Below are 21,445 nucleotides of genomic sequence, written 5' to 3'. Positions count from 1 at the left end.
GTTCTAGTGTTGAGCTATGACGGAGACATCAACGGTCCTCGACGGCGTGCGTGACCTGCTTCCAGCCTTCCGGGAGCGCGCCGACGAGACGGAGCGGCTACGGGCGGTGCCCGACTCGTCGGTCAAGGAGCTCGAGGAGACCGGCTTCTTCTCGCTGTTGCAGCCGAAGCGCTACGGCGGGCTCGAGGCCGACCCCGTGGACTTCTACACCGCGGTCCGTGCGATCGCGAGTGCGTGCGGGTCGACCGGGTGGATCTCGTCGGTGCTCGGCGTGCATCCGTGGCAGATCGCGCTCTTCGACGATGCGGCCCAGGAGGCGGTGTGGGGCAATGACCCGACGACGCGGGCCTCGTCGTCGTACGCCCCGACCGGGAAGGCCGTGCTGGCGGACGGTGGCTTCACGCTCTCCGGCCGCTGGTCCTTCTCCTCGGGGTGCGCGCATGCCCAGTGGGTGCTGCTCGGCGGGCTCGTCTACAACGCCGAGGGCCAGGTGGTCGACTTCCGCACCTTCCTGCTGCCGCGCGACCAGTACGAGATCGTCGACGTCTGGAACGTCGTCGGCCTCTCGGGCACCGGCTCCAACGACATCGTGGTCTCCGAGACGTTCGTGCCCGAGGCGTTCACGCTGTCGATGGGGGACACCGGTCGCTGCTACGGCCCGGGTCAGGCGGTCAACGACAGTGACCTCTACAAGCTGCCCTTCCACTCGCTCTTCACGACGACGATCTCGACGCCCATCATCGGCATGGCGACCGGCGCCTACGCCGAGCACGTCGAGATGCAGCAGAAGCGCGTGCGTGCCTCCTACATCGGCGAGAAGGCCTCACTCGACCCCTTCGCCGCCGTACGGATCGCCCGTGCCTCCTCGGAGATCGACGCCGCCTGGGCCCTGCTGATCTCCAACATCCGCGAGGAGCAGGCGCTGGTGGCGAAGGGGGAGAAGATCCCGATCCCGCTGCGGCTCAAGGTGCGGCGCGACCAGGTGCTCGGCACCCAGCGGGCGATCGACGCGATCGATGCGCTCTTCGAGGCCTCCGGTGGCCGCGCTCTCGCCACAGGGACCTATCTCCAGCGGGCCTGGCGTGACGCTCACGCCGGTCGGGTGCACGCCGCCAACGACCCCGAGCGCGCGCTGCAGATGTTCGGTGCCTCGGAGTTCGGGCACAAGGTCGACCCGGGGATGTACTGATGGACCAGGAGTCTGTGCGTCGCTCTGCGAAGGCGGGCGATCTGACACTCAACTACTACGAGGCGTCGCCTGAGGGCGGTGAATCACTCGTCGGCGGGGGCCTGCCGCTGGTGATGCTGCACGGCGGCGGTCCGGGTGCGAGCGCGTGGTCGAACTTCGGCCCCGCCCTGCCCCGCTTCGCCTCGTCGCTCCGCACCCTGCTGGTCGACCAGCCCGGTTTCGGCGGCTCGGACAAGCCGGCCGTCACAGCCAACTACTTCCGCTTCTCCGCCGACTACCTCGTCCGCTTCCTCGACGAGCTCGGCATCGAGCGGATCCACCTCCTCGGCAACTCCCTGGGAGGCGGTACGGCGACCCGGTTCGCCCTCGAGTACCCGGACCGTGTCGGCCGGCTGGTCCTCATGGGTCCGGGCGGACTCTCGCTCAACCTCTTCCATGCCGACCCGACCGAGGGCGTCCAACGCCTGATGGACTTCTCGATGAACCCGTCGCGCGAGGCGCTGCGGGCGTTCATCTCGACCATGGTCGTCAACCAGTCGCTCGTGACCGACGAGCTGGTGGAGGCACGCTTCGCCGACGCCACCGCGCCCGGCTCGCTGGAGGCCATGCGTTCGATGGGCGCCTCCTTCTACAACCCGGAGTGGGCCGAGGACGGCCAGCTGTGGCGTGAGGTGTCGGCGATCCGGCACCACACCCTTCTGACGTGGGGACGGGAGGACCGCGTCAATCCCCTGGACGGGGCCCTCGTGGCCCTCAAGCAGATCCGGAAGGCGCAGCTCCATGTCTTCCCCAACTGTGGCCACTGGGCGCAGATCGAGGCGGCTGAGGAGTTCGCCGAGCTGACGACCGCCTTCCTGGCCCGGCATCGCGAGCGCGAAAGGTCATGACCAGTGACGATTGATATCAAGTCCATGGGCTACCTGCGGGTGACCGCCACGGACCTGCCTGCCTGGTCACGGTTCGCCGAGAAGGTGCTGGGTCTGATGAAGGGCCGCGGCCCCTCGCCCGAGCACCTCTACTACCGGATCGACGAGGTCTCGGCGCGCCTCGTGATCGTGCCGGGAGCTGCGGACGAGGTGGAGTGCACCGGCTGGGAGCTCGCCGACCACGAGGCGCTGCAGGCCGCACGCGAACATCTCACGAAGGCCGGCGTCGACTTCTCCGAAGGCACCGCCGACGAGCTCGCCGAGCGCCGTGTGCAGGAGCTGATCCGCTTCTCCGACCCGTTCGAGAACGTCTTCGAGCTCTTCCACGGCATCAGCTACGAGCGATTCCCTGCGGTGACGCCGTACGGCTCGACCTTCGTGACCGGGGACCAGGGCATGGGCCACGTGGTGCTCCCGGTGACCGACGATGTCGAGGCGCTGCGGTTCTACCGCGACACGCTCGGCTTCCGACTGCGCGACTCGATGTCGATGCCCGGCGAGTTCGTCGGCAAGGAGCCGGGATCCAAAGTGTGGCTGCGGTTCCTCGGGGTCAACCCGCGTCACCACTCGCTCGCCTTCCTGCCGATGCCGCGTCCGTCGAAGTGTGTCCACGTCATGCTCGAGGTCACCGAGCTCGACGACGTCGGCCGTGCCCTGGAGCGGGTGCAGAAGAACGGCGTGCCGCTGGCCGCGACGCTGGGGCGTCACATGAACGACGAGATGGTCTCGTTCTACGTGAAGTCGCCCGGTGGCTTCGACATCGAGTTCGGCACCGACGGCCTCACGGTCGACGACGGGCGCTGGGTGGCGCGGGAGTCGACCGCCGTCTCCTACTGGGGTCACGAGTTCAGCGGCTGAGCTATGTTGCGAGACGTGGAGATCCCTGACGGCATGTCGCCCGATGCAGCGTCGACGTGGCCTCCCACGGGGCTGATCGAGGACTTCCTCGGCAACTTCGACTTCTCCCCGCTCGGGGACGGCGTGCATGCTCCGACGCCGGAGGAGGTCGAGGCCGCGCGGGAGTTCCGCGGCGTGCTGGGGCGGTTCGCCTCGGGTGTCACCATCGTGACCGCCGAGGGTCCCGACGGGCCGATCGGCATGACCCTGCAGTCCTTCACCTCGGTCTCCCTGGAGCCGCCGCTCGTCCTGATCGTGCCGGCCAAGACGTCCCACGCCTGGCCGTTGATCCGTCGTGCCGGCCACTTCACGGTCAACCTGCTCGCCGCCGGGCAGGAGGAGCTCTCCAACCAGTTCGCCCGCTCAGGCGGGGACAAGTTCGCCGGCGTCCCGTGGTCGCCCTCACCTCTTGGTGACCCGCACCTGGGTGGCGCACTGGCTTGGATCGACTGCCGCGTCCATGCCGTCCACGAGGCCGGCGACCACTTCGTCGTGCTCGGAGCCGTCGACGCGCTCACCGTCGGCGAGGCCGAGGAGCCGCTCGTCTTCTACCGCTCGGCCTACCGCTCGCTGGGCTGACGCACGAGCTGACGGAGTGCGTGGGCCCGCTTGAAGATCAGGTGGGCGTCGTGCTCCCAGGTGATCGCGATGCCTCCGTGGAGCTGGATCGTCTCCGCGGCGATATCGCTCAGGGCGTCGGTGCAGTAGATCGCCGCGTCGCCCGCGTCCATCAGGCCACGGGCCGCCGCCCAGCTGGCGCTGCGTGAGGTCTCGACGAGGACGAGCATGTCGGCCATCCGGTGCTTGAGCGCCTGGAAGGAGCCGATCGGTCGGCCGAACTGGGTGCGCTCCTTGGCATAGCCGACGGTCATGTCGAGGGCGCGTTGGGCGGCGCCGGTCGCGAGGGCCGCGATGCCGACAAGCTCGGCCTGTCGCGCGGCCTCGACCGCCGCCGTCGCGGACACGCCCTCGGCGATCACCCTGGCCGGAGCCTCGTCGAGCGTCACCGTCGCCAGGTGGAGGGTCTGGTCCAGCGTCGGGGCATGCTCGGCGCGTACGTCGGCAGGGTCGACCTGACAGACCATCGGCCCGGCCTCCGACTCGGTCGCGATGAGCAGGGCGGCCGCCCGGTCGGCGTACGGCAGGAGCGTGGTGCCGGTCAGCCGGCCGTCGACGCAGGAAACCCCTGATTCGGTGGCAGGAAAGGCCCCATTCGGCGGTGAGTGAGGGCCCGTTCGGTGGAGGGTGACGAGTTCGCCCGCGGCGAGGCGCGGAAGGAGGTCGGCGGCGACGTCGCCTCCCACAGCCGCCAGCGCGGAGGTGGCCACGAGGGACTCGAGCAGGGGCGAGGGCGCGAGCGAGTGGCCGAGCTGCTCGAGGACGAGACCGGCCTCGACGAGGGTGGCACCGACGCCGTCGTACTCCTCAGGGACGACCATCGCCGCAGCTCCGAGCTCGACGAGACGCTCCCAGAGGTCGAGGTCGTAGCCGGAGGGCGAGCCCAGTGCGGCGCGGACCGCCGCACTGTCGGACCGCTTCTCGAGCAGTGCCTGCACGGTCGACCGCAGCGCCTCCTGCTCCGGAGTGAGCTCCATGGCGGTCACGACGCGCTCGTGGGGCCGGCGCACAGGCTGTCGAGGACACGCTCGCGATGCCAGGCCGTCGTGCCCCAGGCGGACTGGAGTGCCTGGATCCGGAGCAGCCACAGCGACAGGTCGAGCTCGCGGGTATAGCCGACCGCGCCATGGACCTGCAGCGCCGTGCGAGCGGCGAGGAGGGAGGCATGGTTGGCGTAGGCCTTCGCGGCGCTCACGCTCCGGGATGCGGTGCGGCTGTCGTCATCAATGGCCAGGGCCGCCCCGAAGACCAGAGGCCGGGCGAAGTCCAGCGCGATCCGTACGTCGGCCAACTGGTGCTTCAGTGCCTGGAAGCTTCCGATCGGCCGGCCGAACTGCGACCGCTGTTTCGCATACGCGACCGCGTCGGTGAGGACTCGTTCGCCGGCTCCGAGCAGCTGGGCCGCACATGCGAGCGCTGCGACGTCGAGTGCGGCGTCGAGGTCCTCGGCGGTGACGATCGGGCCGTCATGCGCGTCGACGTCGAAGAGCCGGCGGGTGGTGTCGATACTGGCGTGCTGGTGACCGACGTTCGCGACATGCAGGCCGTCCACGGTCGTCGCATAGACCACGGACGCCACATCGGCGTCGAGCGCCCACGGCGTCACCGGGTCATGCGCGACGGTCGCGACCGTCCCCTCGGCGAGGGCCGCGGCCCGCTCGCCGTCGAGGAGGCACGCGAGGAAGGCGACCTCGAGGGAGGGGCCGACCGCGCCGTGGAAGCCGAGCGCCTCATGGGCGACGGCCAGGTCGACGTGGCTCCCGCCGACCCCCCCGTCCTCCTCGGTGACGAGGAGCCCGTTGAGGCCGAGGTCGGCAAGCTGCTTCCAGATCCCCAGGCCGGGCTGGGGATCGCCGTCTGCCCACGCCCGCGCAGCAGCCGGGGTGTCGGCGGCGCCGAGCAGGTCGTCGAGCGCCTCACGGAAGGCCCGCTGTTCGGAGGTCAGGGTGAAGCGCATCAGCCACGCACCTCTCTCGGCAGGCCGAGGATCCGCTCGGCGATGATGTTGTGCTGGACCTCGTTGGTGCCCGCGTAGATCGGGCCGGCGAGGGAGAAGAGGTAGCCGTCGCTCCACGCCGACTCCAGCTCCGCCGCCGGCCCCAGGAGGTCGAGGGCGGTCTGGTGGAGGTCGAGGTCGAGCGTGGACCAGAAGACCTTGTTGACGCTGCCGTTCGCGCCCACGTCACCACCGCTGGCAAGGGCCGTGACCGTGCCCCAGGTGTAGAGCCGGTAGGCCTCGGCTCGGATCCACGCGTCGGCGACCCGGTCGGCGAGCGCTCCGCCGCTGGTTGAGGTGCGAGCGTCAGCGAGCCTCGAAACCGAGGCGGACAGGTCGACGAGCCGGTCAGCCGCGGCGCAGAAGCGGCCGGGCGAGCGCAGCGACAGCCCGCGCTCGTTGCCGGCTGTCGACATGGCGACTCGCCAGCCGTCGCCGGGGGCACCGAGCACATCGGAGTCGGGGACGAAGACGTCGTCGAAGAAGAGCTCGGCGAAGCCGGCCTCGCCGTCGAGCTGGGCGATCGGGCGGACCGTCAGTCCGGGCGCGTCGAGGGGGTAGAGGAAGTACGTGAGTCCGTGGTGGCGCGTGGACGAGGGATCCGACCGGAAGAGCCCGAATCCCCAGTGGGCGTAGGCCGCACGGGACGACCAGGTCTTCTGTCCGTTGAGCACCCAGCCGCCACGCTCCTCGTCCCGTCGCGCGGTCGAGCGCAGCGACGCGAGGTCGGAGCCGGCCTCCGGCTCGGACCAGCCCTGCGCCCAGATCACCTCGCCGCGGGCCATGGCGGGCAGGAACCGGTCCTGCTGCTCCTGTGTGCCGTGGTCGAAGATGATCGGCGCGAGCAGGAAGATGCCGTTCTGTGAGACCCGGCCGGGTGCGCCGGCGCGGTAGTACTCCTCCTCGAAGAGCACCCACTCGACCAAGGACGCCCCGCGCCCGCCGTACTCCTCGGGCCACGACACCACGGAGAGGCGTTCGGCGGCGAGGAGCGCCTCCCACTCCTGGTGGGCGGCGAAGCCGGCGGCGGTGTCCATCGACGGCAGCGGCGTCGTCGGGACGTGGTCGGCGAGCCAGGCCCGGACCTCCTCGCGGAAGGCCTGCTCGGAGGGGGAGAGCTCAAGATCCATCTGCGGCCGCCTTGTTCTGTGCGGCCATCGACTTCGCGTCGAGTCCGCCGAGTGAGTCCGTCGAGACCTCCGCATTGTGGGCGTGGGCGACGTGGTGGAGTCCGAAGACCGAGTCCATGCCTGAGCGCATTCCCATCAGGTCCTCGGCCTGGTTGACCGCGCGCTTCGTCAGGGCCAGCCCGAACTGTGGCATCGCGGCGATCCGCTGCGCCATGGCCGACACGAAGTCCTCGAGCTCCTCGCGCGGTACGACGTGGTTGACCATGCCGAGCTCGTGCGCGCGTACGGCGCCGAACCGGTCGCCCGTGAAGAGCAGCTCCTTCGCGGCGCGGGGATTGGTCACCCATGGGTGGGCGAAGTACTCCACCCCGGGGATCCCCATCCGCACCACGGGATCGGAGAAGAACGCGTCCTCGCTCGCGACGATGAAGTCACACGACCAGGCCAGCATCAGTCCGCCGGCGATGCAGGCGCCGTGCACCATCGCGATGACGGGCTTGGGGATCTCCCGCCACCGCCGGCACATGCCGAGGTAGACCTCGGACTCACGGGCGAAGCGCAGGTCGGCGCCCTCGCGGTCGACGTGTGTCCACCACATCACGGCCTTGCGCTCGAACTCGACGTCGACGTCGCGTCCGGGGGTCCCGATGTCGTGCCCGGCGCTGAAGTGGTCGCCGTTGCCGGCGAGGACGATGACCTTCACCTCGGCGTCGTCGACGGCCCGGGTGAAGGCGGCGTCGAGGGCGTAGGTCATCGCGGAGTTCTGGGCGTTTCGGTACTCCGGGCGGTTGAGCCGCACCCACGCGACACCGTCGACGACCTCGTAGGTCACGACCTCGCTCATGCCTGCCTCAATTCGGTCTTGAGCACTTTTCCGGAGGGGTTGCGCGGCAGGGCTTCGACCAGCTCCACAAAGCGCGGCACCTTGAAGTTGGCGAGGTGCTCCTTGGCGTAGGCGACCAGATCGTCGGGTGACGCCGACCCGACGACGTACGCCTTGCCCACTTCGCCCATCCGCTCGTCAGGTACGCCGACGACGGCGACGTCACTCACGCCGGGCATGCGCATGAGGACCTGCTCGACCTCAGCGGGGTAGACGTTGAAGCCACCGCAGATGTACATGTCCTTGAGCCGGTCGGTGATCCGGAGGTTCCCGTCCGCGTCGAGGGTCGCGATGTCGCCGGTGTGGAGCCAGCCGTCGGCGTCGATGGCCTCGGCCGTGGCGGCCGGGTCGTCGAGGTAGCCGAGCATCACGAACTCGCCGCGGACCAACAGCTCGTCACCCGTGCCGAGCATGACCTCCATGCCCGGGATCGCCCGCCCGCAGGTGGAGGCGACGAGCTCGGCCGGGTCGCCGTCGCGGGCCATGGACACCACGACGGCCTCGGTCATGCCGAAGGCGGTGACGACGGTGTCGATGCCCAGGCCGCCCTCGTCGGGCGAGGCGCGCATCCGCTCGATGAGCACCACCGGGACGACGGCGGCACCGGTGACGGCCAGGCGGAGGGACGACAGGTCGTGCTTGTCGCGGCCCGGCGCGGTCAACAGGGACTGGTAGATCGTCGGCGCACCCGGAAGGACGGTGATCCGCTCGTCCTCGATCAGGGTCATCACCGCATCGACGTCGAAGGCCGCCACCGGGTAGAGCGTCGCGCCCGTGAGCAGCGCGGTGACGATGCCGACCTTGTAGCCGAACGAGTGGAAGAACGGGTTCACGACCAGGTAGCGGTCGGACTCCGTCACGCCGCCGAGCTCACCCCACACGCGCGCGACGCCGACCGTCTGACGGTGGGCGGTCATGGCGCCCTTCGGTCGGCCGGTGGTGCCGGAGGTGAAGAGGATGTCGGCGACGTCGTCCGGCGTCACGGCGTCGGCACGGTCGATCACGACGTCCACGGCGACGTGCGTCGCGTCGACGCTGCAGAGCGCGAGGTGGGTGTCGGACTCGTGGAGGGTGACGATCCTGGCGCTCACGCCGGCCGCCTCCAGGTCGGCCGCCTGGGTGCGGCCGAGGAAGCCGTCGTCGACGACCACCACGCGCGCGGCGGAGCGACTGACGAGATCGGCCGCCTCGTGCCCCGTGTAGCGGCTGTTGATCGGCACGAGCGTCCCGCCGGCGTACGAGATGCCGAGGCCGGCGACGACCCAGTCGACGCTGTTGGGCGCCCACAGCGCGATCCGGTCGCCGGGCTCGACGCCGAGGGCGACATAGCGGCGCGCAGCCTCGCGGACGCGGGCGAGAAGATCGGCGTACGTCGTGGTGATACCACCCTCGACGTACGCGGGCCTCGAGCCGAATCGCTGGGCGGCGGCCTCGAGTGCGGCCGGGATGGTGTGCGTCCCGTCGGTCGGCAGAGTCACAGGGGTCACGCTAGCGCGAAACTAGAACAAGTTCTACTATGCGGAGGTGACCGACACGAGCGATGAGAAGTTCCGTCTCGAGGTGCGCTCGTGGCTCGACGCCCATCTCGTGGGCGAGTTCGCGGCGCTGCGAGGCCTCGGCGGCCCGGGCCGCGACCACCAGGCGCACGAGGAGCGGCTCGCGTGGAACCGGCTTCTCGCCGAGCACGGGTGGACGGGCCTCGGGTGGCCGACGGAGTACGGCGGCCGTGGCCTGTCGATCGCCCAGCAGGTGATCTTCCACGAGGAGTACGCCCGGTCCGACGCGCCGGCGACGGTCAACCATCTCGGCGAGCAGTTGCTCGGTCCGACGCTGATCGCCTTCGGCACGCCGGAGCAGAAGGAGCGCTTCCTCCCCACGATCCTGTCGGTGGAGGAGCTGTGGTGCCAGGGCTACTCCGAGCCGGGCGCAGGATCCGACCTCGCGTCGGTCTCGACCCGGGCACGCCTCGACGGCGACGAGTGGGTGGTCGACGGGCAGAAGATCTGGACGTCGATGGCGCACCTGTCCGACTGGATCTTCGTGCTCGCCCGGACTGAGGCCGGCTCCTCGCGCCAGGCGGGACTCTCCTTCCTCCTCGTACCGCTCGACCAACCGGGCATCGAGGTGCGGCCGATCGAGCAGCTGACCGGCGGCTCGGAGTTCAACGAGGTCTTCTTCACCGGGGCGCGGACCTCCGCCGACCTCGTCGTGGGTGAGGTCGGGGACGGGTGGAAGGTCGCGATGGCGCTGCTCGGGTTCGAGCGCGGCGTCTCGACGCTCGGCCAACAGGTCGGCTTCCAGCGGGAGCTGGGCGATCTGGTCTCCGTCGCGACGGGGAACGGTGCCGCGGACGATCCGCTGGTCGCCTCCCGGCTCGAGCGGCTGAGGATCGAGCTCGAGGTGATGCGGGTCAACGCCCTGCGCTCGCTGGGTTCTCCGGCGGCCGGCGCGGAGTCGATCGCCAAGCTGGTCTGGGCCAACTGGCACCAGCGACTCGGCGAGCTCGCGATGGACGTCCTCGGGCCCTCGGGGCTCCTGCTCGAGCCCGACGCTGACCGTTGGCAGCGTCTCTTCCTCTTCTCCCGCGCCGACACGATCTACGGCGGCAGCGACGAGATCCAGAAGAACATCCTCGCCGAGCGTGTGCTCGGCCTCCCTCGCGAGCCGAAGGGCTCGCCATCTGCGCAGGAGGCGCGTGCATGACCTCACTCAAGACCGCCCCGACCTATGTGCCGGGCCACGGCCTGCTCGACGACAAGGTGGTCGTCGTGACCGCCGGCGCCGGAGCCGGCATCGGCGCCTCGGTCGTCCGACGCGCCCTCGAGGAGGGCGCGCGGCACGTCGTGATCGGCGACACCCACGAGCGCCGGCTCAAGGAGGCGGCCGAGTCCCTCGGGGCCGAGTTCGGCGAGGGCCGCGTCACCACGATGGTCAGCGACGTCACCGTCGAGGACGACGTCCAGGCGCTGCTGGAGGCAGCGACGACGTACGGCGGTGTGGACGTGATGGTCAACAACGCCGGCCTCGGCGGGACCGCGTCGGTGCTGGAGATGACCGACGAGCAGTGGTCGCGCGTGCTGGACATCTCGCTGACGGGCACCTTCCGCTGCGTCCGGGCCGCCGGTCAGCGGATGAAGGACTCCGGTCGCGGCGGCGTGATCGTCAACAACGCCTCCGTGATCGGCTGGCGGGCCCAGGAGGGGCAGGCGCACTACGCCGCCGCGAAGGCCGGCGTGATGGCGCTGACCCGGTGCGCCGCGATCGACCTGGCGCCGTACGGCGTCCGAGTCAATGCGGTGGCGCCGTCGCTGGCGATGCACGCCTTCCTCGCCAAGGTGACCTCGGACGAGCTGTTGGAGGAGCTGACCTCACGGGAGGCCTTCGGACGTGCGGCCGAGCCGTGGGAGGTCGCCAACGTGATGGTCTTCCTGGCCAGTGGATATTCGAGCTATCTCACGGGCGAGGTCGTGTCCGTGTCGAGTCAGCGTGCATGAGAAGGGCGTGAATCATGGGTGAGGCCTACATCGTCGACGCGGTCCGCACGCCGGTCGGGAAGCGCGGCGGTTCCCTCGCCGCCGTGCACTCGGCCGACCTGGGCGCGCACGTGCTGCGCGAGCTCATGGGCCGCGTCGACCTCGACCCGGTACTGGTCGACGACGTGATCCTGGGCTGCTGCGACACCATCGGCTCCCAGGCCGGCGACGTCGCCCGCACCGCGTGGCTCGTCGCCGGCCTGCCCGACGAGGTGCCTGGTGTCACGATCGACCGGCAGTGTGGATCGTCGCAGCAGGCGGTGCACTTCGCCGCCCAGGGGGTGATGTCAGGGACGCAGTCGCTCGTGGTGGCCGGCGGGGTGCAGAACATGAGCGCCATCCCGATCTCGGCGGCCATGATCGTCGGACAGCAGTTCGGGTTCTCGACGCCCTTCGCCGAGTCGCCCGGCTGGCTGGCTCGCTACGGCGACCAGGAGGTCTCCCAGTTCCGCTCGGCGGAGATGATCGCCGAGAAGTGGGGGATCCCGCGTGAGCGGATGGAGGAGTTCGCGCTGGCGTCACACCAGAGGGCGAGGATCGCGATCGACGAGGGGCGGTTCAAGGACCAGATCGCGCCCGTGACGCTGGCGGACGGCGGCGTCTTCGACACCGACGAGTGCGTCCGTGACACCTCGCTGGAGAAGATGGCCGGTCTCGAGCCGCTGGCGCCGGGCGGCCGGATCACCGCCGCCGTGGCGTCGCAGATCTGCGACGCCGCCTCGGCGTTGCTGATCGCGTCCGAGGAGGCGGTGTCGACGTACGGACTGAAGCCGCGGGCCCGGATCCATCACCTCTCGGTGCGCGGCGACGACCCGGTGTGGATGCTCACCGGCCCGATCCGGGCGACGCGGCATGCGCTGGAGAAGGCCGGGATGGGCGTCGAGGACATCGATCTCTTCGAGTGCAACGAGGCGTTCGCGAGTGTGGTGCTGGCGTGGTCGGATGAACTGGGGATCCCGCTCGACCGTGTGAACGTGAACGGCGGCGGGATCGCCCTCGGGCACCCGATCGGCGCCACCGGCACCCGCCTGATGACGACCCTGCTCAACGAGCTCGAGCGCACCGGCGGCCGCTACGGCCTCCAGACGATGTGCGAGGGCGGCGGCCAGGCCAACGTGACGATCATCGAAAGGGTCTGACCTCACCGCCGAAAGGGCGCTCACTCACCGCCCAAAGGGCGGCCCCGCACGCCCGAGAGGTGCCCTGCTCACAGCCAGCGCATGAACCGGCCGTGTCCGTGGGTGTGCGCCAGGGCCTGGCCGTCGAGGCCGAGGACGAACATCTGCTTCTCCTCGGGAATCACCGGCCCCGTCGCCGTGATCGACGGGATCACGCGCTTGCCCTCGTTGCTCACCCAGTGACACATGCCGTCGGCGACCAGTCCGCGGACGAGCGCCTCGAACCGCAGGCGGTCCTCAGGAGTGAGATAGGCGATGACCGCGGAGTGGAAGACGACCACAGTGCCGTACGACGACGCCTCCTCGACCAGCGCAGGCAACTCGGTCAGGAGGTCACCCCGGACGATTCGCGGCGGGCTGCTCCGCGCCACGTCGACGGCCGTGCGCAGCCGCTCGCGGCGGTCGTCATGCTCGGGCCAGACCAGGGTCTCCAGCCACGTCATGTCGTCCGTGTCGGTCACGTCGAGGGGGTTGAGGTCGATGCCGCCGCGCCAGGCGACGTCGGGCAGCTGGGTCGGCAGTGGGGCCTCACCCTTCACCCGGCACTCGAGTGCCGGCCCGTCGCCCAGCCGTACCGCGCCCGAGTCGGTCGTCCAGTCGTACGACCAGCGGTCCGGATAGAGGCAGAGGCCTGCCGAGGCGCCGACCTCGATCAACGCCAGCGGACCTTCGATCTGGGCGAAGGCGGGCAGCAGCGTCGCCAGTCGGCCGACCTCGTTGGTCTGCGTCGCATGCGTCAGGATCGTGCGCCGGATGGCCGCTCCGTCGGGGCCGAGCAGCGCCTCGCGGAGCGCCGTGTAGGGGCCGGGCGCGGGTACGCCGTGGAACCGTGCTGCCGCGAAGACCAGGTTCGGCTGGTGCTTGATGGCGGGCAGGTCCGCGAGCCAGGCGATGACCTCTGCGTCCTCGGCCAGCCGGCCGGCCCAGTCCGCGAACGTCGGTGAGTCGCCGTCGGCGTACGACGCGAAGTCCCGGTATTCGGCGGCGATGTCATCGAAGAGCAGCACGTCGCCATCATGCTCCCGTGCGAGCGCCTGCTCTCTCGAGGGTGACGGAGCGCCCTCTCGGCGGTGAGGGACTGCCTATTCGACGTATTCGAGGAGATCGCCGGGCTGGCACTCCAGCACCCGGCACATCGCCTCGAGGGTCGAGAAGCGGACCGCCTTGGCGCGGCCGTTCTTGAGCACGGCGACGTTGGCGGGGGTGAGGCCGACGCGTTCGGCGAACTCGCCGACGCTCATCTTGCGCTTCGCGAGCTCGACGTCGATGCGGACCACGATCGCCATCTCAGATCACCTCGTCGAGATCGGCACGGAGCGCGGTGGCGCGGCGGAGGAGCTCGCGCAGGACCAGCATCAGCAGGAGGGCGGCCGTGGCGATCAGGCCGAGGACGAAGCCGACCAGCATGACGCCCGGGGCATCGTCGCTCTCGGCGAGCCAGTAGAAGTAAGGCGCGGTGGCCGCGAGCAGGAGCCAGCCGGCCCCCACCGTCCGGACGATGCCGGTGACCCACGCGTCCGAGGCGGCGCTGAAGATCTCATCGCGCTGGACGAGGGTGAGCAGCTTCCACGTGCAGACGATCACCACGTCGACGCGGCCAGCAGCAGGATCACGATCGCGGCGAAGCCGAGCCCCGCGATGGTGCCCCACGTCGAGTAGTGGTGCGAGTGGTGGTCATGCCACGCGATCGCCGGCACCACCACGAGCAGGAGCGCGGCGATGGCCAGGAAGAGGAGCGCCAGGGCGAGCCGGAGGACCGGCATCAGGCGAAGGGGCAGCGGAGTCTTTGCACGCGACGTCATGTGATGACTGTCGCGCGTTATCTATCGAAAATCAACCGATACCGCGTGGGCTACAGCAGGGCGGTGCCGCCGACCTCCATCGCGGGCAGGCCGAGCTTGCGGTGGTCCCACGACCGCGTCCGGGCCACGTCGAAGCGCACGGCCACCCGCTTGTTGAGCATCTGCTCGACGAACGGACGCATCTCCTCGGTGTACGGCCCGGTGTAGCGCTCCCACACGCTCACGCCGACGGCGAAGAGGGCGTCGGGATCGTCGATCACCTCACACGTCCCCTCCAGCGAGACCCCGCGCAGCGTGTCGTAGGTGAGCCCGTCCTCGAGCAGCACCGTGGCGCGCGGATCGCGTCGAAGGTTGACCGCCTTCTGGGCCTTGGCCTTCGTCTCGAACCACAGCACGCCGTCGATCAGGCCGAACCACATCGCGATGGCATGCGGCTGCCCGGAAGGGCCGACGGTGACGAGCGTGGCGGTCCGCTTCGAGGCGATGAAGGCGGCGATCTCCTCGTCGGTCATCTCGACCTGGGAGCGTTGGTTGGTGCCCATGGGCGGGACGCTACTCGGTGGCAGGAGAGGCCGGATTCGACGGCAGGAAACCGGCAACTCGACGGAGTTGGTCGGCGGCCTGCGTCACCACCCGGTCGATGAGCTCCTCGCACGACGGCAGGTCCTCGAGCAGCCCGACCACCTGGCCGGACGCGAGCACGCCGGCGTTGGTGTCACCTTCGACCAGGCCCGCGCGCAGCATCATCGGGGTGTTGGCGGCGAGCGCCAGCTGGGCGAGCGACCGGCCCTGGGCGTGCTTCATCGCGCGGCCGTCGGCGACGAGCTCGCGCCACGTCATCCCCGACGCCTTCTTGAACTCCAGCGTCCGCCGGGCCGTCGGCACGGCGCGACGCACGAGCGAGGAGTCGAGCAGCGACTCGACGAGCGAGGTGCGCAGCATCCGGTGCGGCATGCCGTCGACCTTGTCGGTCACGACGGTGCCGTCGAGGCCGTAGCCCAGGTAGAGCTCCTTGACCGCCTGCGGCACCGCCGAGTCGGAGGTGAGCAGGAACCGCGTGCCCATGCCGATGCCGGCGGCGCCGTACGACAGGGCAGCGGCCAGGCCCCGGCCGTCGAAGAATCCGCCGGCGGCGATGACCGGGATGTCGACGGCATCGAGCACGGAGGGCAGGAGCAGCGTCGTCGGCACGGCACCGGTGTGGCCACCGCCCTCGCCGCCTTGGATCATCACCGCGTCGGCGCCCCAGCTCGCGACCTTCTTGGCGTGCTTCGGTGCGCCGATCGACGGGATCACGACGATGTCGTGCTCCTTGAGGCGGGCGATCAACTCCGGCTTCGGGGCGAGTGCGAAGGAGGCGACCTTCACACCGTGGTCGATCAGGAGCTGGCAGCGGTCGCCTGCGTCGCCGGCGTCCGCGCGGAGGTTGACCCCGAACGGCTGCGACGTGCGGGAGGAGACCTCGATGATCGCCTTCTCGAGCTCGTCGATCGTCATCGTGGCCGACGCGAGGATGCCGAGGCCGCCGGCATTGGCGGTCGCCGAGACCAGGCGCGGCCCCGCGACCCAGCCCATGCCGGTCTGGACGACGGGGTGCCGGATGCCGGCGAGCTCGGTGAGGGGAGTCCTCAGGACCTGCTCGATCATGAGGCCGCCTTCCCCGCGTCGACCGGCTCGGGGACCTCGCGCATCCGCAGCCCCTTGGGGTCGATGACGGTGTTGATGAGCAGGAGCTCCGTCGAGGTGGGCTCCCGCGTCGTCGGTACGTCGCCGGCGATTCCCAGGTCGAAGCCGGTCGCACTCACCACCTCATCGACATTCACGCCGGGATGCACCGACAGCAGGCGGACCGTGTCTCCGGGGCCACCGACGTCGAAGACGCCCAGGTTGCTGACGATCCGGTGGATGTCGTTGTACTTCGACGCCGCCACCCCCGCGGCGCGGGCACGCTGCGGCCCGACGCCGGAGACGATGTCGACCGCCTCGACGAAGACCTTGGGGGAGTGCCGCGGCACCCAGTAGGAGGTGCGGTTGTTGACGGTGTTGCCGGGAGCGCCACGCGAGCCGAGCAGCTGCCGGGTGGGCTGGGCGAAGTCACCGATCGCGCTGATGTTCTGGTTGCCCTGACGGTCGATCTGGGTCGCGCCCATCATCACGTGGCGCCTGCCGTGGTTGACGATCTCGAAGACACGGCGGAACGGGATCCACCCCTCGACCACGTCGGTCCCGCCCAGCGGCGGCGTGCCGCCGAGCCAGAGCGACTCGCCGTCGGAGATGACCAGGTCGGGGTTGGAGGTGAGCTTCGCGAGCCGCACGCCGACGGTCGGCAGCATCCCCATCGGCGACGCGAAGATCTCGCCGTCGTCCTTGAACGCGTCGGCGATCGCCGCGGCGCAGACGTCGGCCCTGGTACTGCGTTGGATCTCTGGGGCGCTCATGACGCACTCTCCTCGTGCCACGCGGCGACGGCCGCCTGGTAGGCGGCCTCGTCGCCGGACAGGAACCGTTCGTGGAAGGCCTGCCAGTCCTCGTCACTGCCCGACGCCGCGGCGGCGTAGGCCTTCTGGAAGCGCTCGTCGCGCTCGTAGTCGGGCGTGCAGGTCGTGAAGTGCGCGCCGTTCGGCGTCTCCACCACCCCGTCGACCAGGAGCCGGCTGATCAGCAGCCGCTGGACGGGAGCGTCGACCGTGAGTCCCGCCGTGTCGACGATCTGCTCGCAGGACACATAGGCGCGCGAGGCCGCCATGCAGAAGAGGTCGTCGAAGTAGGGGTCCGGCCCGAGATAGGTCGCATTGCCGTGCACGTCGGCCCGGTTCATGTGGACGAACGCGACGTCGAGCGTGAGGGCCGGCATGGCGACGAGCTCCTCGACGTCACCGCTCCCGTCGGCGTACGGCGACACCACGGTCTTCAGCCACGGCTGGTTGACCAGCACGTCGGACCCGAGGCCCGCACGCATCGGGAGGAACGGCACCCGCTCGGCTGCGGCCCGCAGGCCGGTGTAGAACATGCCCTCGTCGAGCTCGACGACCTCGGGGATCGCCTTGTTCTGCCGGGCCCGCTGGAAGTTGGGCTCCAGGGGTATGGAGTCGAGCGAGACGAAGGCATAGACGAGGCGGCGGATCTTCTCCGCACGCGCGAGCAGGCCGACGTCGGCGCCGCCCCAGCTCACGATGGTCAGGTCCTTGAGGTTGCTGCGGTAGAGCGCGCGCACCAGGGCCATCGGCTTGCGCCGCGGTCCCCAGCCCCCGATCCCGATCGTCATGCCGTCCTCGAGGGAGTCGATGATCGCCTCGATGGTGGTCGTCTTGTCGCGGGGCTTCGTGCTCAACCCTTCACCGCCTTGTTCGTCCCGGCGAACCCGTCGCGCAGCTCGTCCGAGACGCCCGCGAGGTTGAGCTCGAAGGTGAAGCCCTGCTCGAACCGGTAGGACTTGTTGACGTCGATCGGGTCGATGCCGTTGAGGGCTGCCTTGGCGGCACGGATGACGCGGGGATCCTTCTCGGCGACCTCGCCCGCCAGCTCGAGGGCAGCGTCGTCCAGCTCGGCGCGCGGCACTACCCGGTAGACCGAGCCGTGAGTGACGAGGTCGGCCGCGGGGATGGTGCGCGCGGTGAAGTAGAGGGTGCGCATCAGGTGCTGCGGCACGAGTCGCGCCATGTGCGTCGCCGCGCCGAGCGCCCCCTGCTTCACCTCGGGCACCCCGAAGTAGGCGTCGTCGGAGGCGATCACGATGTCGGCGTTTCCGACCAGGCCGACCCCACCGCCCACGCAGAATCCGTTGACGGCGGCGATCACCGGCACCTCGCACTCATAGACCGCCTTGAAGGCCGCGAAGCAGCCCTTGTTGGCGCCGAGCAGGGCGTCGAAGCCGTCGGTGTGCTGCATCTCCTTGATGTCGACGCCGGCGTTGAAGCCCTTGCCGACGGCACGAAGGACGACGACCCGAGTCGTGGCCTCGCGGCCGGCCGCGGTGACCGCGTCAGCCAGGTCGAACCACCCCTGGACGGTCAGTGCGTTGACGGGGGGAGCGTCGACCGTGACGACGGTGATGCCGTCGTCGCGCTGCTCCGTGCTGATCGCGGACATGCACTCTCCAAAACTAGAACGTGTTTCAAATCTAGTGGTTTCTCGGCTAGCGTGTCCACCATGCCGCTGGACCTCGACCTCACTGGAAAGGTCGCCCTCGTGACCGGTGGCGCCCGCGGAATTGGTCTAGGCATCAGCGAGGTACTGGTAGCGGCTGGGGCCTTGGTTGTGACATGCTCCCGCACCGAATCGGAACCTGTTGCAGGCAGCGGAGGTCATCGCGTGTGCGATGTGCGCGACGCCGACGCCGTGACAGGGTTGGTGGACGGGATCGTCGAGGAGTTCGGGCGCCTCGACATCCTCGTCAACAACGCCGGCGGCGCCCCGCCCGCCCCGGCGGCCACGGCCAGCCCACGGCTGCACGCCAAGGTCGTCGAGCTCAACCTGCTCGCACCGCTGTTGATCAGCCAGGCCGCCAACCGGGTGATGCAGGGCCAGGAGTACGGCGGCGCCATCGTCAACATCTCCAGCGTCAGCGCCCTTCGGCCGAGTCCGGGCACCGCCGCCTACGGTGCCGCGAAGGCCGGCCTCGACTCTCTCACCCGAAGCCTCGCGGTGGAGTGGGCGCCGCGGGTGCGGGTCAATGCGATCAACGTCGGCATGGTGGCTCCGGCCGACGACGAGGACTCCGGCCACTACGGCGGCCCCGAGGGCCTGGCGCGCATCGCCGGCACCGTGCCGCTCGGCCGGCTCGCAACACCGGCGGATGTCGGCGGGACGGTCGCCTTCCTGGCCAGTCCGCTGTCGGCGTACGTCACCGGCTCGACCATCGAACTCCATGGCGGCGGTGAGGCTCCCGCCTTCCTCGCCGCTGCAGAAGGGACACCCCATGACCAGTGACTCCAGGCTCCTCGAGGGGCGCGTCGCGATCGTGACCGGCGCCGGTCGCGGCATCGGCCGAGCCCACGCGCTCGAGCTGGCGCGCCACGGCGCGAAGGTGATCGTCAACGACTACGGCGTGAGCAACAACGGCGAGGTCGAGGACGCCGGACAGTCACCAGCAGACGAGGTCGTCGCCGAGATCCGCGCCGCCGGGGGAGAGGCCGAGACCAACGGCGCCGACGTCGCCGACTGGGCACAGGCCGAGGCCATGGTGGCGCAGGCCATCGAGACGTACGGCGGCCTCGACATCCTCGTCAACAACGCAGGCTTCGTGCGGGACCGGATGCTGGTCAACACCGCCGAGGAGGAGTGGGACGCGGTGATCCGCGTGCACCTCAAGGGCCACTTCGCGCCGCTGCGGCACGCCGCGAGCTACTGGCGTGATGAGTCCAAGGCGGGCCGGCAACGCGCCGCGCGGGTCATCAACACGAGCTCGGGTGCGGGGTTGCAGGGCTCGATCGGCCAGACCACCTACTCCTCCGCCAAGGCCGGGATCGCCGGGATGACGCTCGTCGCGGCGGCCGAGCTCGGCCGCTACGGCGTCACGGTCAACGCGATCGCCCCCGTCGCCCGCACCCGCATGACGGAGGGCGCCTTCGACACGAGCGCGATGGCCCTCCCGGAGGACAACAGTCCGATCGTCGCGTGGCTCGCCAGCGAGGCGGCAGCGACCGTGACGGGCCGTGTGATCGAGATCGACGGGAGCCGGATCACCGTCGAGAACGGCTGGACCCACGGCGAGAGCCAGGACCTCGGCCGCCGCTGGACCGCCGACGAGGTCGGCCCGGCCCTCACCGACCTGCTCGCCAAGGCGTCAGCGCCCGAGCCGGTCTACGGCAGTCAGGGCTGACGGTCAGTCCAGCAGATCCGCTGCGCCATTGGTGAGACGGAGGGCGAAGAAACCCTCCTCGGCGTCCGAGTACCAGACTTCGCCGCGCTGGAGGTCCCAGGCGGGCTGCGAGAGCGCCTCACCACCGTCGGTCCCCGGCATGTTGAAGTACGCCGCCTCCCGCGGATGCGCCAGGTCGCTGATGTCGAAGAGGCGCAGCCCGGAGGCGATCATCGAGCAGCCGACGACGCGCGGGTTGTCCCGGGTCGGCACGCCGCAGTAGTGCGCGGCATAGGCCTTGAGGACCTCGTTGCCGCCGGGATCGGCGAGCACGTCCGACGTCCGCTTCGCCGGGTCGTGCACCTCCAGCCGCAGGCGCGAGACGAGGAACGGTGCGCGCGGGTCGGTGACGTCGATGATCCGTGCGGCGCCCACCTGGTTGCCGAAGAAGTCGACCTTCCAGTTGTCGCCGAACCAGTCGGTGAACTCGTCGTTCTCGAGCACGTACTGGCGGCCGTCCCGGGTGAAGGGCTCGGCGACCTGGGGGATCGAGGCTTCGGGCCACGTGAGCTCGCCCAAGGTCCTCACACTGGGCTTCGGCCTCCGATCCTGGACCTCGGAGACGTCGAGGATGCGCAGGCCAGGGCGGTCGAGCGTGCTCTTGGCGTCCGGCGTGCCCATGTTGGCGACGTAGAGCGTGCGGCCGTCGTCGGAGAGCCGGAGCCCGTGGTAGACGACGCCGGTCTGGGTGAAGATGTTCTTCGGCCGTGCCGGGTCGGTCAGGTCGATCGCCGTGAGGGTGAATCCGGCGGCTCCGGCGGACCAGAAGGTCCGGCCATCGGGAGCAAAGCCACTCTCGTGACCGGTGAGGTTGGCGACCGAGGTCGACCTCAGGACCGGGTGCCGGCAGTCCTTGCTGACGTCGTAGACGTCCATCATCCCGGGTGCGGTGGCGAGGCTGCCGAGGGTGGCGACCAGCAGCCCGCGAGCCTGGTTGACCAGGAGCGACTCATGGGGTTGGAGCATCGCCGGCGTCAGCAGGGTGGCCGTGCGCACGGGCTTCGAGGAGTTGGACATGTCGAGGACGGCGACACCGGGATGGACGCCCTTCGTGAGGTTCGGGAGCGTGAGGCCGAGCATGGTGGCGGTGTCGTAGTACGCGCAGACGTGACCTGCCGGGTCGACGTACCGCTGGACCTTGAAGCCGCCCGAGGTGCCGGTGTGTCCCACCACGGCCACGTTGCACCAGTAACCTTGGGCGGCCCGCCCTGACGTGTCGTCCGCCTTCGGGACCTGCCCCTGGAGTCCGGTCTCCGGACTCGAGCCCGGCCCGCACGTCGCCCGAGGTACGCCGGCGAGCGAGTCGGCCGCATGGCTGGTGCTCCTCGACGTCACCGCGGCCGCGCCGACCAGGGCTGCGGCCAGGGCGAAGACGGCGATCAGTCGGACCGGATGACGGCGAGCGGGGGTCATGTCGGACCAACTGACGAGTG

Annotated in this window: 24 protein-coding genes; 9 read left to right on the top strand and 15 right to left on the bottom strand. The window is 70.0% G+C overall.

What is annotated here, in order from left to right:
- The first annotated feature begins 16 nt into the window (after positions 1–16).
- From hsaA to LH076_RS09285, 4 genes are read left to right on the top strand one after another with little or no spacing between them, the layout of a single operon-like run.
- Entirely contained in the window at positions 17–1,189 is a 1,173-nt protein-coding gene (gene hsaA / locus LH076_RS09300) for a 3-hydroxy-9,10-secoandrosta-1,3,5(10)-triene-9,17-dione monooxygenase oxygenase subunit (protein WP_227780410.1), read from the top strand.
- On the top strand, positions 1,189–2,076 hold the full coding sequence (gene hsaD, locus LH076_RS09295; RefSeq protein ID WP_227780409.1) for a 4,5:9,10-diseco-3-hydroxy-5,9,17-trioxoandrosta-1(10),2-diene-4-oate hydrolase: 888 nt from the start codon (positions 1,189–1,191) through the stop codon (positions 2,074–2,076). Before hsaA ends, hsaD begins: the two co-directional genes overlap by 1 nt.
- A 3-nt stretch (positions 2,077–2,079) precedes the next feature.
- A complete protein-coding gene (hsaC, locus tag LH076_RS09290; RefSeq protein WP_321573694.1) occupies positions 2,080–2,973 on the top strand; it encodes an iron-dependent extradiol dioxygenase HsaC in 894 nt (297 codons plus the stop codon).
- Positions 2,974–2,988: 15 nt separating this feature from the next.
- On the top strand, positions 2,989–3,591 hold the full coding sequence (locus LH076_RS09285; protein WP_227780408.1) for a flavin reductase family protein: 603 nt from the start codon (positions 2,989–2,991) through the stop codon (positions 3,589–3,591).
- On the opposite strand, the gene LH076_RS09280 is transcribed toward LH076_RS09285, so the two are convergent.
- The 5 genes from LH076_RS09280 to LH076_RS09260 are packed head-to-tail and all read right to left on the bottom strand — an operon-like array spanning position 3,573 to position 9,117.
- Entirely contained in the window at positions 3,573–4,607 is a 1,035-nt protein-coding gene (locus LH076_RS09280) for an acyl-CoA dehydrogenase family protein (protein ID WP_227783615.1), read from the bottom strand. The genes LH076_RS09285 and LH076_RS09280 overlap by 19 nt on opposite strands.
- A gap of 5 nt (positions 4,608–4,612) precedes the next feature.
- Positions 4,613–5,587 (bottom strand): acyl-CoA dehydrogenase family protein, encoded by a 975-nt coding sequence (locus tag LH076_RS09275; protein ID WP_227780407.1) that lies wholly within the window; start codon positions 5,585–5,587, stop codon positions 4,613–4,615.
- Positions 5,587–6,756 carry an acyl-CoA dehydrogenase family protein gene (locus tag LH076_RS09270; RefSeq protein ID WP_227780406.1) on the bottom strand — a complete coding sequence of 390 codons (1,170 nt, stop codon included), beginning with the start codon at positions 6,754–6,756 and terminating at the stop codon, positions 5,587–5,589. The genes LH076_RS09275 and LH076_RS09270 overlap by 1 nt, the downstream gene beginning before the upstream one ends.
- Complete coding sequence (locus tag LH076_RS09265; protein WP_227780405.1) at positions 6,746–7,600, bottom strand: enoyl-CoA hydratase; 855 nt, start codon at positions 7,598–7,600, stop codon at positions 6,746–6,748. The genes LH076_RS09270 and LH076_RS09265 overlap by 11 nt, the downstream gene beginning before the upstream one ends.
- Complete coding sequence (locus tag LH076_RS09260; RefSeq protein ID WP_265333810.1) at positions 7,597–9,117, bottom strand: FadD3 family acyl-CoA ligase; 1,521 nt, start codon at positions 9,115–9,117, stop codon at positions 7,597–7,599. The genes LH076_RS09265 and LH076_RS09260 overlap by 4 nt, the downstream gene beginning before the upstream one ends.
- A 46-nt stretch (positions 9,118–9,163) precedes the next feature.
- On the opposite strand from LH076_RS09260, the gene LH076_RS09255 reads away from it, so the two are divergent.
- Genes LH076_RS09255 through LH076_RS09245 form a run of 3 tightly spaced genes read left to right on the top strand, consistent with a single transcriptional unit; the run spans position 9,164 to position 12,311 of the window.
- On the top strand, positions 9,164–10,342 hold the full coding sequence (locus LH076_RS09255) for an acyl-CoA dehydrogenase family protein (RefSeq protein ID WP_227780404.1): 1,179 nt from the start codon (positions 9,164–9,166) through the stop codon (positions 10,340–10,342).
- On the top strand, positions 10,339–11,133 hold the full coding sequence (locus LH076_RS09250; protein ID WP_227780403.1) for an SDR family oxidoreductase: 795 nt from the start codon (positions 10,339–10,341) through the stop codon (positions 11,131–11,133). The genes LH076_RS09255 and LH076_RS09250 overlap by 4 nt, the downstream gene beginning before the upstream one ends.
- A 14-nt stretch (positions 11,134–11,147) precedes the next feature.
- Positions 11,148–12,311: an acetyl-CoA C-acetyltransferase gene (locus tag LH076_RS09245; RefSeq protein WP_227780402.1), complete on the top strand. Its 1,164-nt coding sequence runs from the start codon at positions 11,148–11,150 to the stop codon at positions 12,309–12,311.
- A 68-nt stretch (positions 12,312–12,379) separates the two neighbouring features.
- Here the strand turns inward: LH076_RS09245 and LH076_RS09240 are convergent, their stop codons facing one another.
- The 9 genes from LH076_RS09240 to LH076_RS09200 form a co-directional block, all read right to left on the bottom strand.
- Positions 12,380–13,357: a DUF2332 domain-containing protein gene (locus LH076_RS09240; protein WP_227780401.1), complete on the bottom strand. Its 978-nt coding sequence runs from the start codon at positions 13,355–13,357 to the stop codon at positions 12,380–12,382.
- Between the two features lie 75 nt (positions 13,358–13,432).
- Positions 13,433–13,636 carry a helix-turn-helix domain-containing protein gene (locus tag LH076_RS09235; protein ID WP_227780400.1) on the bottom strand — a complete coding sequence of 68 codons (204 nt, stop codon included), beginning with the start codon at positions 13,634–13,636 and terminating at the stop codon, positions 13,433–13,435.
- 1 nt (position 13,637) lies between these two features.
- Positions 13,638–13,937: a DUF2975 domain-containing protein gene (locus LH076_RS09230; RefSeq protein ID WP_227780399.1), complete on the bottom strand. Its 300-nt coding sequence runs from the start codon at positions 13,935–13,937 to the stop codon at positions 13,638–13,640.
- Positions 13,931–14,152, bottom strand: a complete 222-nt coding sequence (locus tag LH076_RS09225; protein WP_227780398.1) for a hypothetical protein — start codon at positions 14,150–14,152, stop codon at positions 13,931–13,933. Before LH076_RS09225 ends, LH076_RS09230 begins: the two co-directional genes overlap by 7 nt.
- A 50-nt stretch (positions 14,153–14,202) precedes the next feature.
- Positions 14,203–14,694 carry a pyridoxamine 5'-phosphate oxidase family protein gene (locus LH076_RS09220; RefSeq protein ID WP_227780397.1) on the bottom strand — a complete coding sequence of 164 codons (492 nt, stop codon included), beginning with the start codon at positions 14,692–14,694 and terminating at the stop codon, positions 14,203–14,205.
- Positions 14,695–14,704: 10 nt separating this feature from the next.
- A complete protein-coding gene (locus LH076_RS09215; RefSeq protein WP_227780396.1) occupies positions 14,705–15,799 on the bottom strand; it encodes an NAD(P)H-dependent flavin oxidoreductase in 1,095 nt (364 codons plus the stop codon).
- Positions 15,796–16,590, bottom strand: coding sequence for a CoA-transferase subunit beta (locus LH076_RS09210; RefSeq protein ID WP_227780395.1), 795 nt, complete (start codon positions 16,588–16,590; stop codon positions 15,796–15,798). Before LH076_RS09210 ends, LH076_RS09215 begins: the two co-directional genes overlap by 4 nt.
- Positions 16,587–17,483 carry a CoA transferase subunit A gene (locus LH076_RS09205; protein ID WP_227780394.1) on the bottom strand — a complete coding sequence of 299 codons (897 nt, stop codon included), beginning with the start codon at positions 17,481–17,483 and terminating at the stop codon, positions 16,587–16,589. The genes LH076_RS09210 and LH076_RS09205 overlap by 4 nt, the downstream gene beginning before the upstream one ends.
- Entirely contained in the window at positions 17,480–18,241 is a 762-nt protein-coding gene (locus tag LH076_RS09200) for an enoyl-CoA hydratase family protein (protein WP_227780393.1), read from the bottom strand. The genes LH076_RS09205 and LH076_RS09200 overlap by 4 nt, the downstream gene beginning before the upstream one ends.
- 60 nt (positions 18,242–18,301) lie before the next feature.
- On the opposite strand from LH076_RS09200, the gene LH076_RS09195 reads away from it, so the two are divergent.
- A complete protein-coding gene (locus tag LH076_RS09195; protein ID WP_227780392.1) occupies positions 18,302–19,081 on the top strand; it encodes an SDR family oxidoreductase in 780 nt (259 codons plus the stop codon).
- Positions 19,071–19,973, top strand: coding sequence for an SDR family oxidoreductase (locus LH076_RS09190; protein ID WP_227780391.1), 903 nt, complete (start codon positions 19,071–19,073; stop codon positions 19,971–19,973). The genes LH076_RS09195 and LH076_RS09190 overlap by 11 nt, the downstream gene beginning before the upstream one ends.
- 3 nt (positions 19,974–19,976) lie before the next feature.
- Here LH076_RS09190 and LH076_RS09185 read toward each other — a convergent pair whose 3' ends face one another.
- Entirely contained in the window at positions 19,977–21,425 is a 1,449-nt protein-coding gene (locus tag LH076_RS09185) for an LVIVD repeat-containing protein (protein WP_227780390.1), read from the bottom strand.
- Positions 21,426–21,445 lie beyond the last annotated feature (20 nt).

It is taken from the genome of Nocardioides sp. Kera G14 (genome assembly GCF_020715565.1).
Lineage (GTDB): Bacteria > Actinomycetota > Actinomycetes > Propionibacteriales > Nocardioidaceae > Nocardioides.
The sequence above is the reverse complement of the archived record's forward strand: the minus strand, read 5'-3'. Positions and strand labels throughout refer to the sequence as shown.

Excerpts from the sequence above, each read along its gene's own strand:
- hsaA (WP_227780410.1), top strand. The coding sequence starts at position 17 with ATGACGGAGACATCAACGGTCCTCGACGGCGTGCGTGACCTGCTTCCA.
- hsaD (WP_227780409.1), top strand. The coding sequence starts at position 1,189 with ATGGACCAGGAGTCTGTGCGTCGCTCTGCGAAGGCGGGCGATCTGACA.
- LH076_RS09280 (WP_227783615.1), bottom strand. The coding sequence starts at position 4,607 with ATGGAGCTCACTCCGGAGCAGGAGGCGCTGCGGTCGACCGTGCAGGCA.
- LH076_RS09275 (WP_227780407.1), bottom strand. The coding sequence starts at position 5,587 with ATGCGCTTCACCCTGACCTCCGAACAGCGGGCCTTCCGTGAGGCGCTC.
- LH076_RS09270 (WP_227780406.1), bottom strand. The coding sequence starts at position 6,756 with ATGGATCTTGAGCTCTCCCCCTCCGAGCAGGCCTTCCGCGAGGAGGTC.
- LH076_RS09265 (WP_227780405.1), bottom strand. The coding sequence starts at position 7,600 with ATGAGCGAGGTCGTGACCTACGAGGTCGTCGACGGTGTCGCGTGGGTG.
- LH076_RS09250 (WP_227780403.1), top strand. The coding sequence starts at position 10,339 with ATGACCTCACTCAAGACCGCCCCGACCTATGTGCCGGGCCACGGCCTG.
- LH076_RS09245 (WP_227780402.1), top strand. The coding sequence starts at position 11,148 with ATGGGTGAGGCCTACATCGTCGACGCGGTCCGCACGCCGGTCGGGAAG.
- LH076_RS09235 (WP_227780400.1), bottom strand. The coding sequence starts at position 13,636 with ATGGCGATCGTGGTCCGCATCGACGTCGAGCTCGCGAAGCGCAAGATG.
- LH076_RS09225 (WP_227780398.1), bottom strand. The coding sequence starts at position 14,152 with ATGACGTCGCGTGCAAAGACTCCGCTGCCCCTTCGCCTGATGCCGGTC.
- LH076_RS09220 (WP_227780397.1), bottom strand. The coding sequence starts at position 14,694 with ATGGGCACCAACCAACGCTCCCAGGTCGAGATGACCGACGAGGAGATC.
- LH076_RS09215 (WP_227780396.1), bottom strand. The coding sequence starts at position 15,799 with ATGATCGAGCAGGTCCTGAGGACTCCCCTCACCGAGCTCGCCGGCATC.
- LH076_RS09210 (WP_227780395.1), bottom strand. The coding sequence starts at position 16,590 with ATGAGCGCCCCAGAGATCCAACGCAGTACCAGGGCCGACGTCTGCGCC.
- LH076_RS09200 (WP_227780393.1), bottom strand. The coding sequence starts at position 18,241 with ATGTCCGCGATCAGCACGGAGCAGCGCGACGACGGCATCACCGTCGTC.
- LH076_RS09195 (WP_227780392.1), top strand. The coding sequence starts at position 18,302 with ATGCCGCTGGACCTCGACCTCACTGGAAAGGTCGCCCTCGTGACCGGT.
- LH076_RS09190 (WP_227780391.1), top strand. The coding sequence starts at position 19,071 with ATGACCAGTGACTCCAGGCTCCTCGAGGGGCGCGTCGCGATCGTGACC.
- LH076_RS09185 (WP_227780390.1), bottom strand. The coding sequence starts at position 21,425 with ATGACCCCCGCTCGCCGTCATCCGGTCCGACTGATCGCCGTCTTCGCC.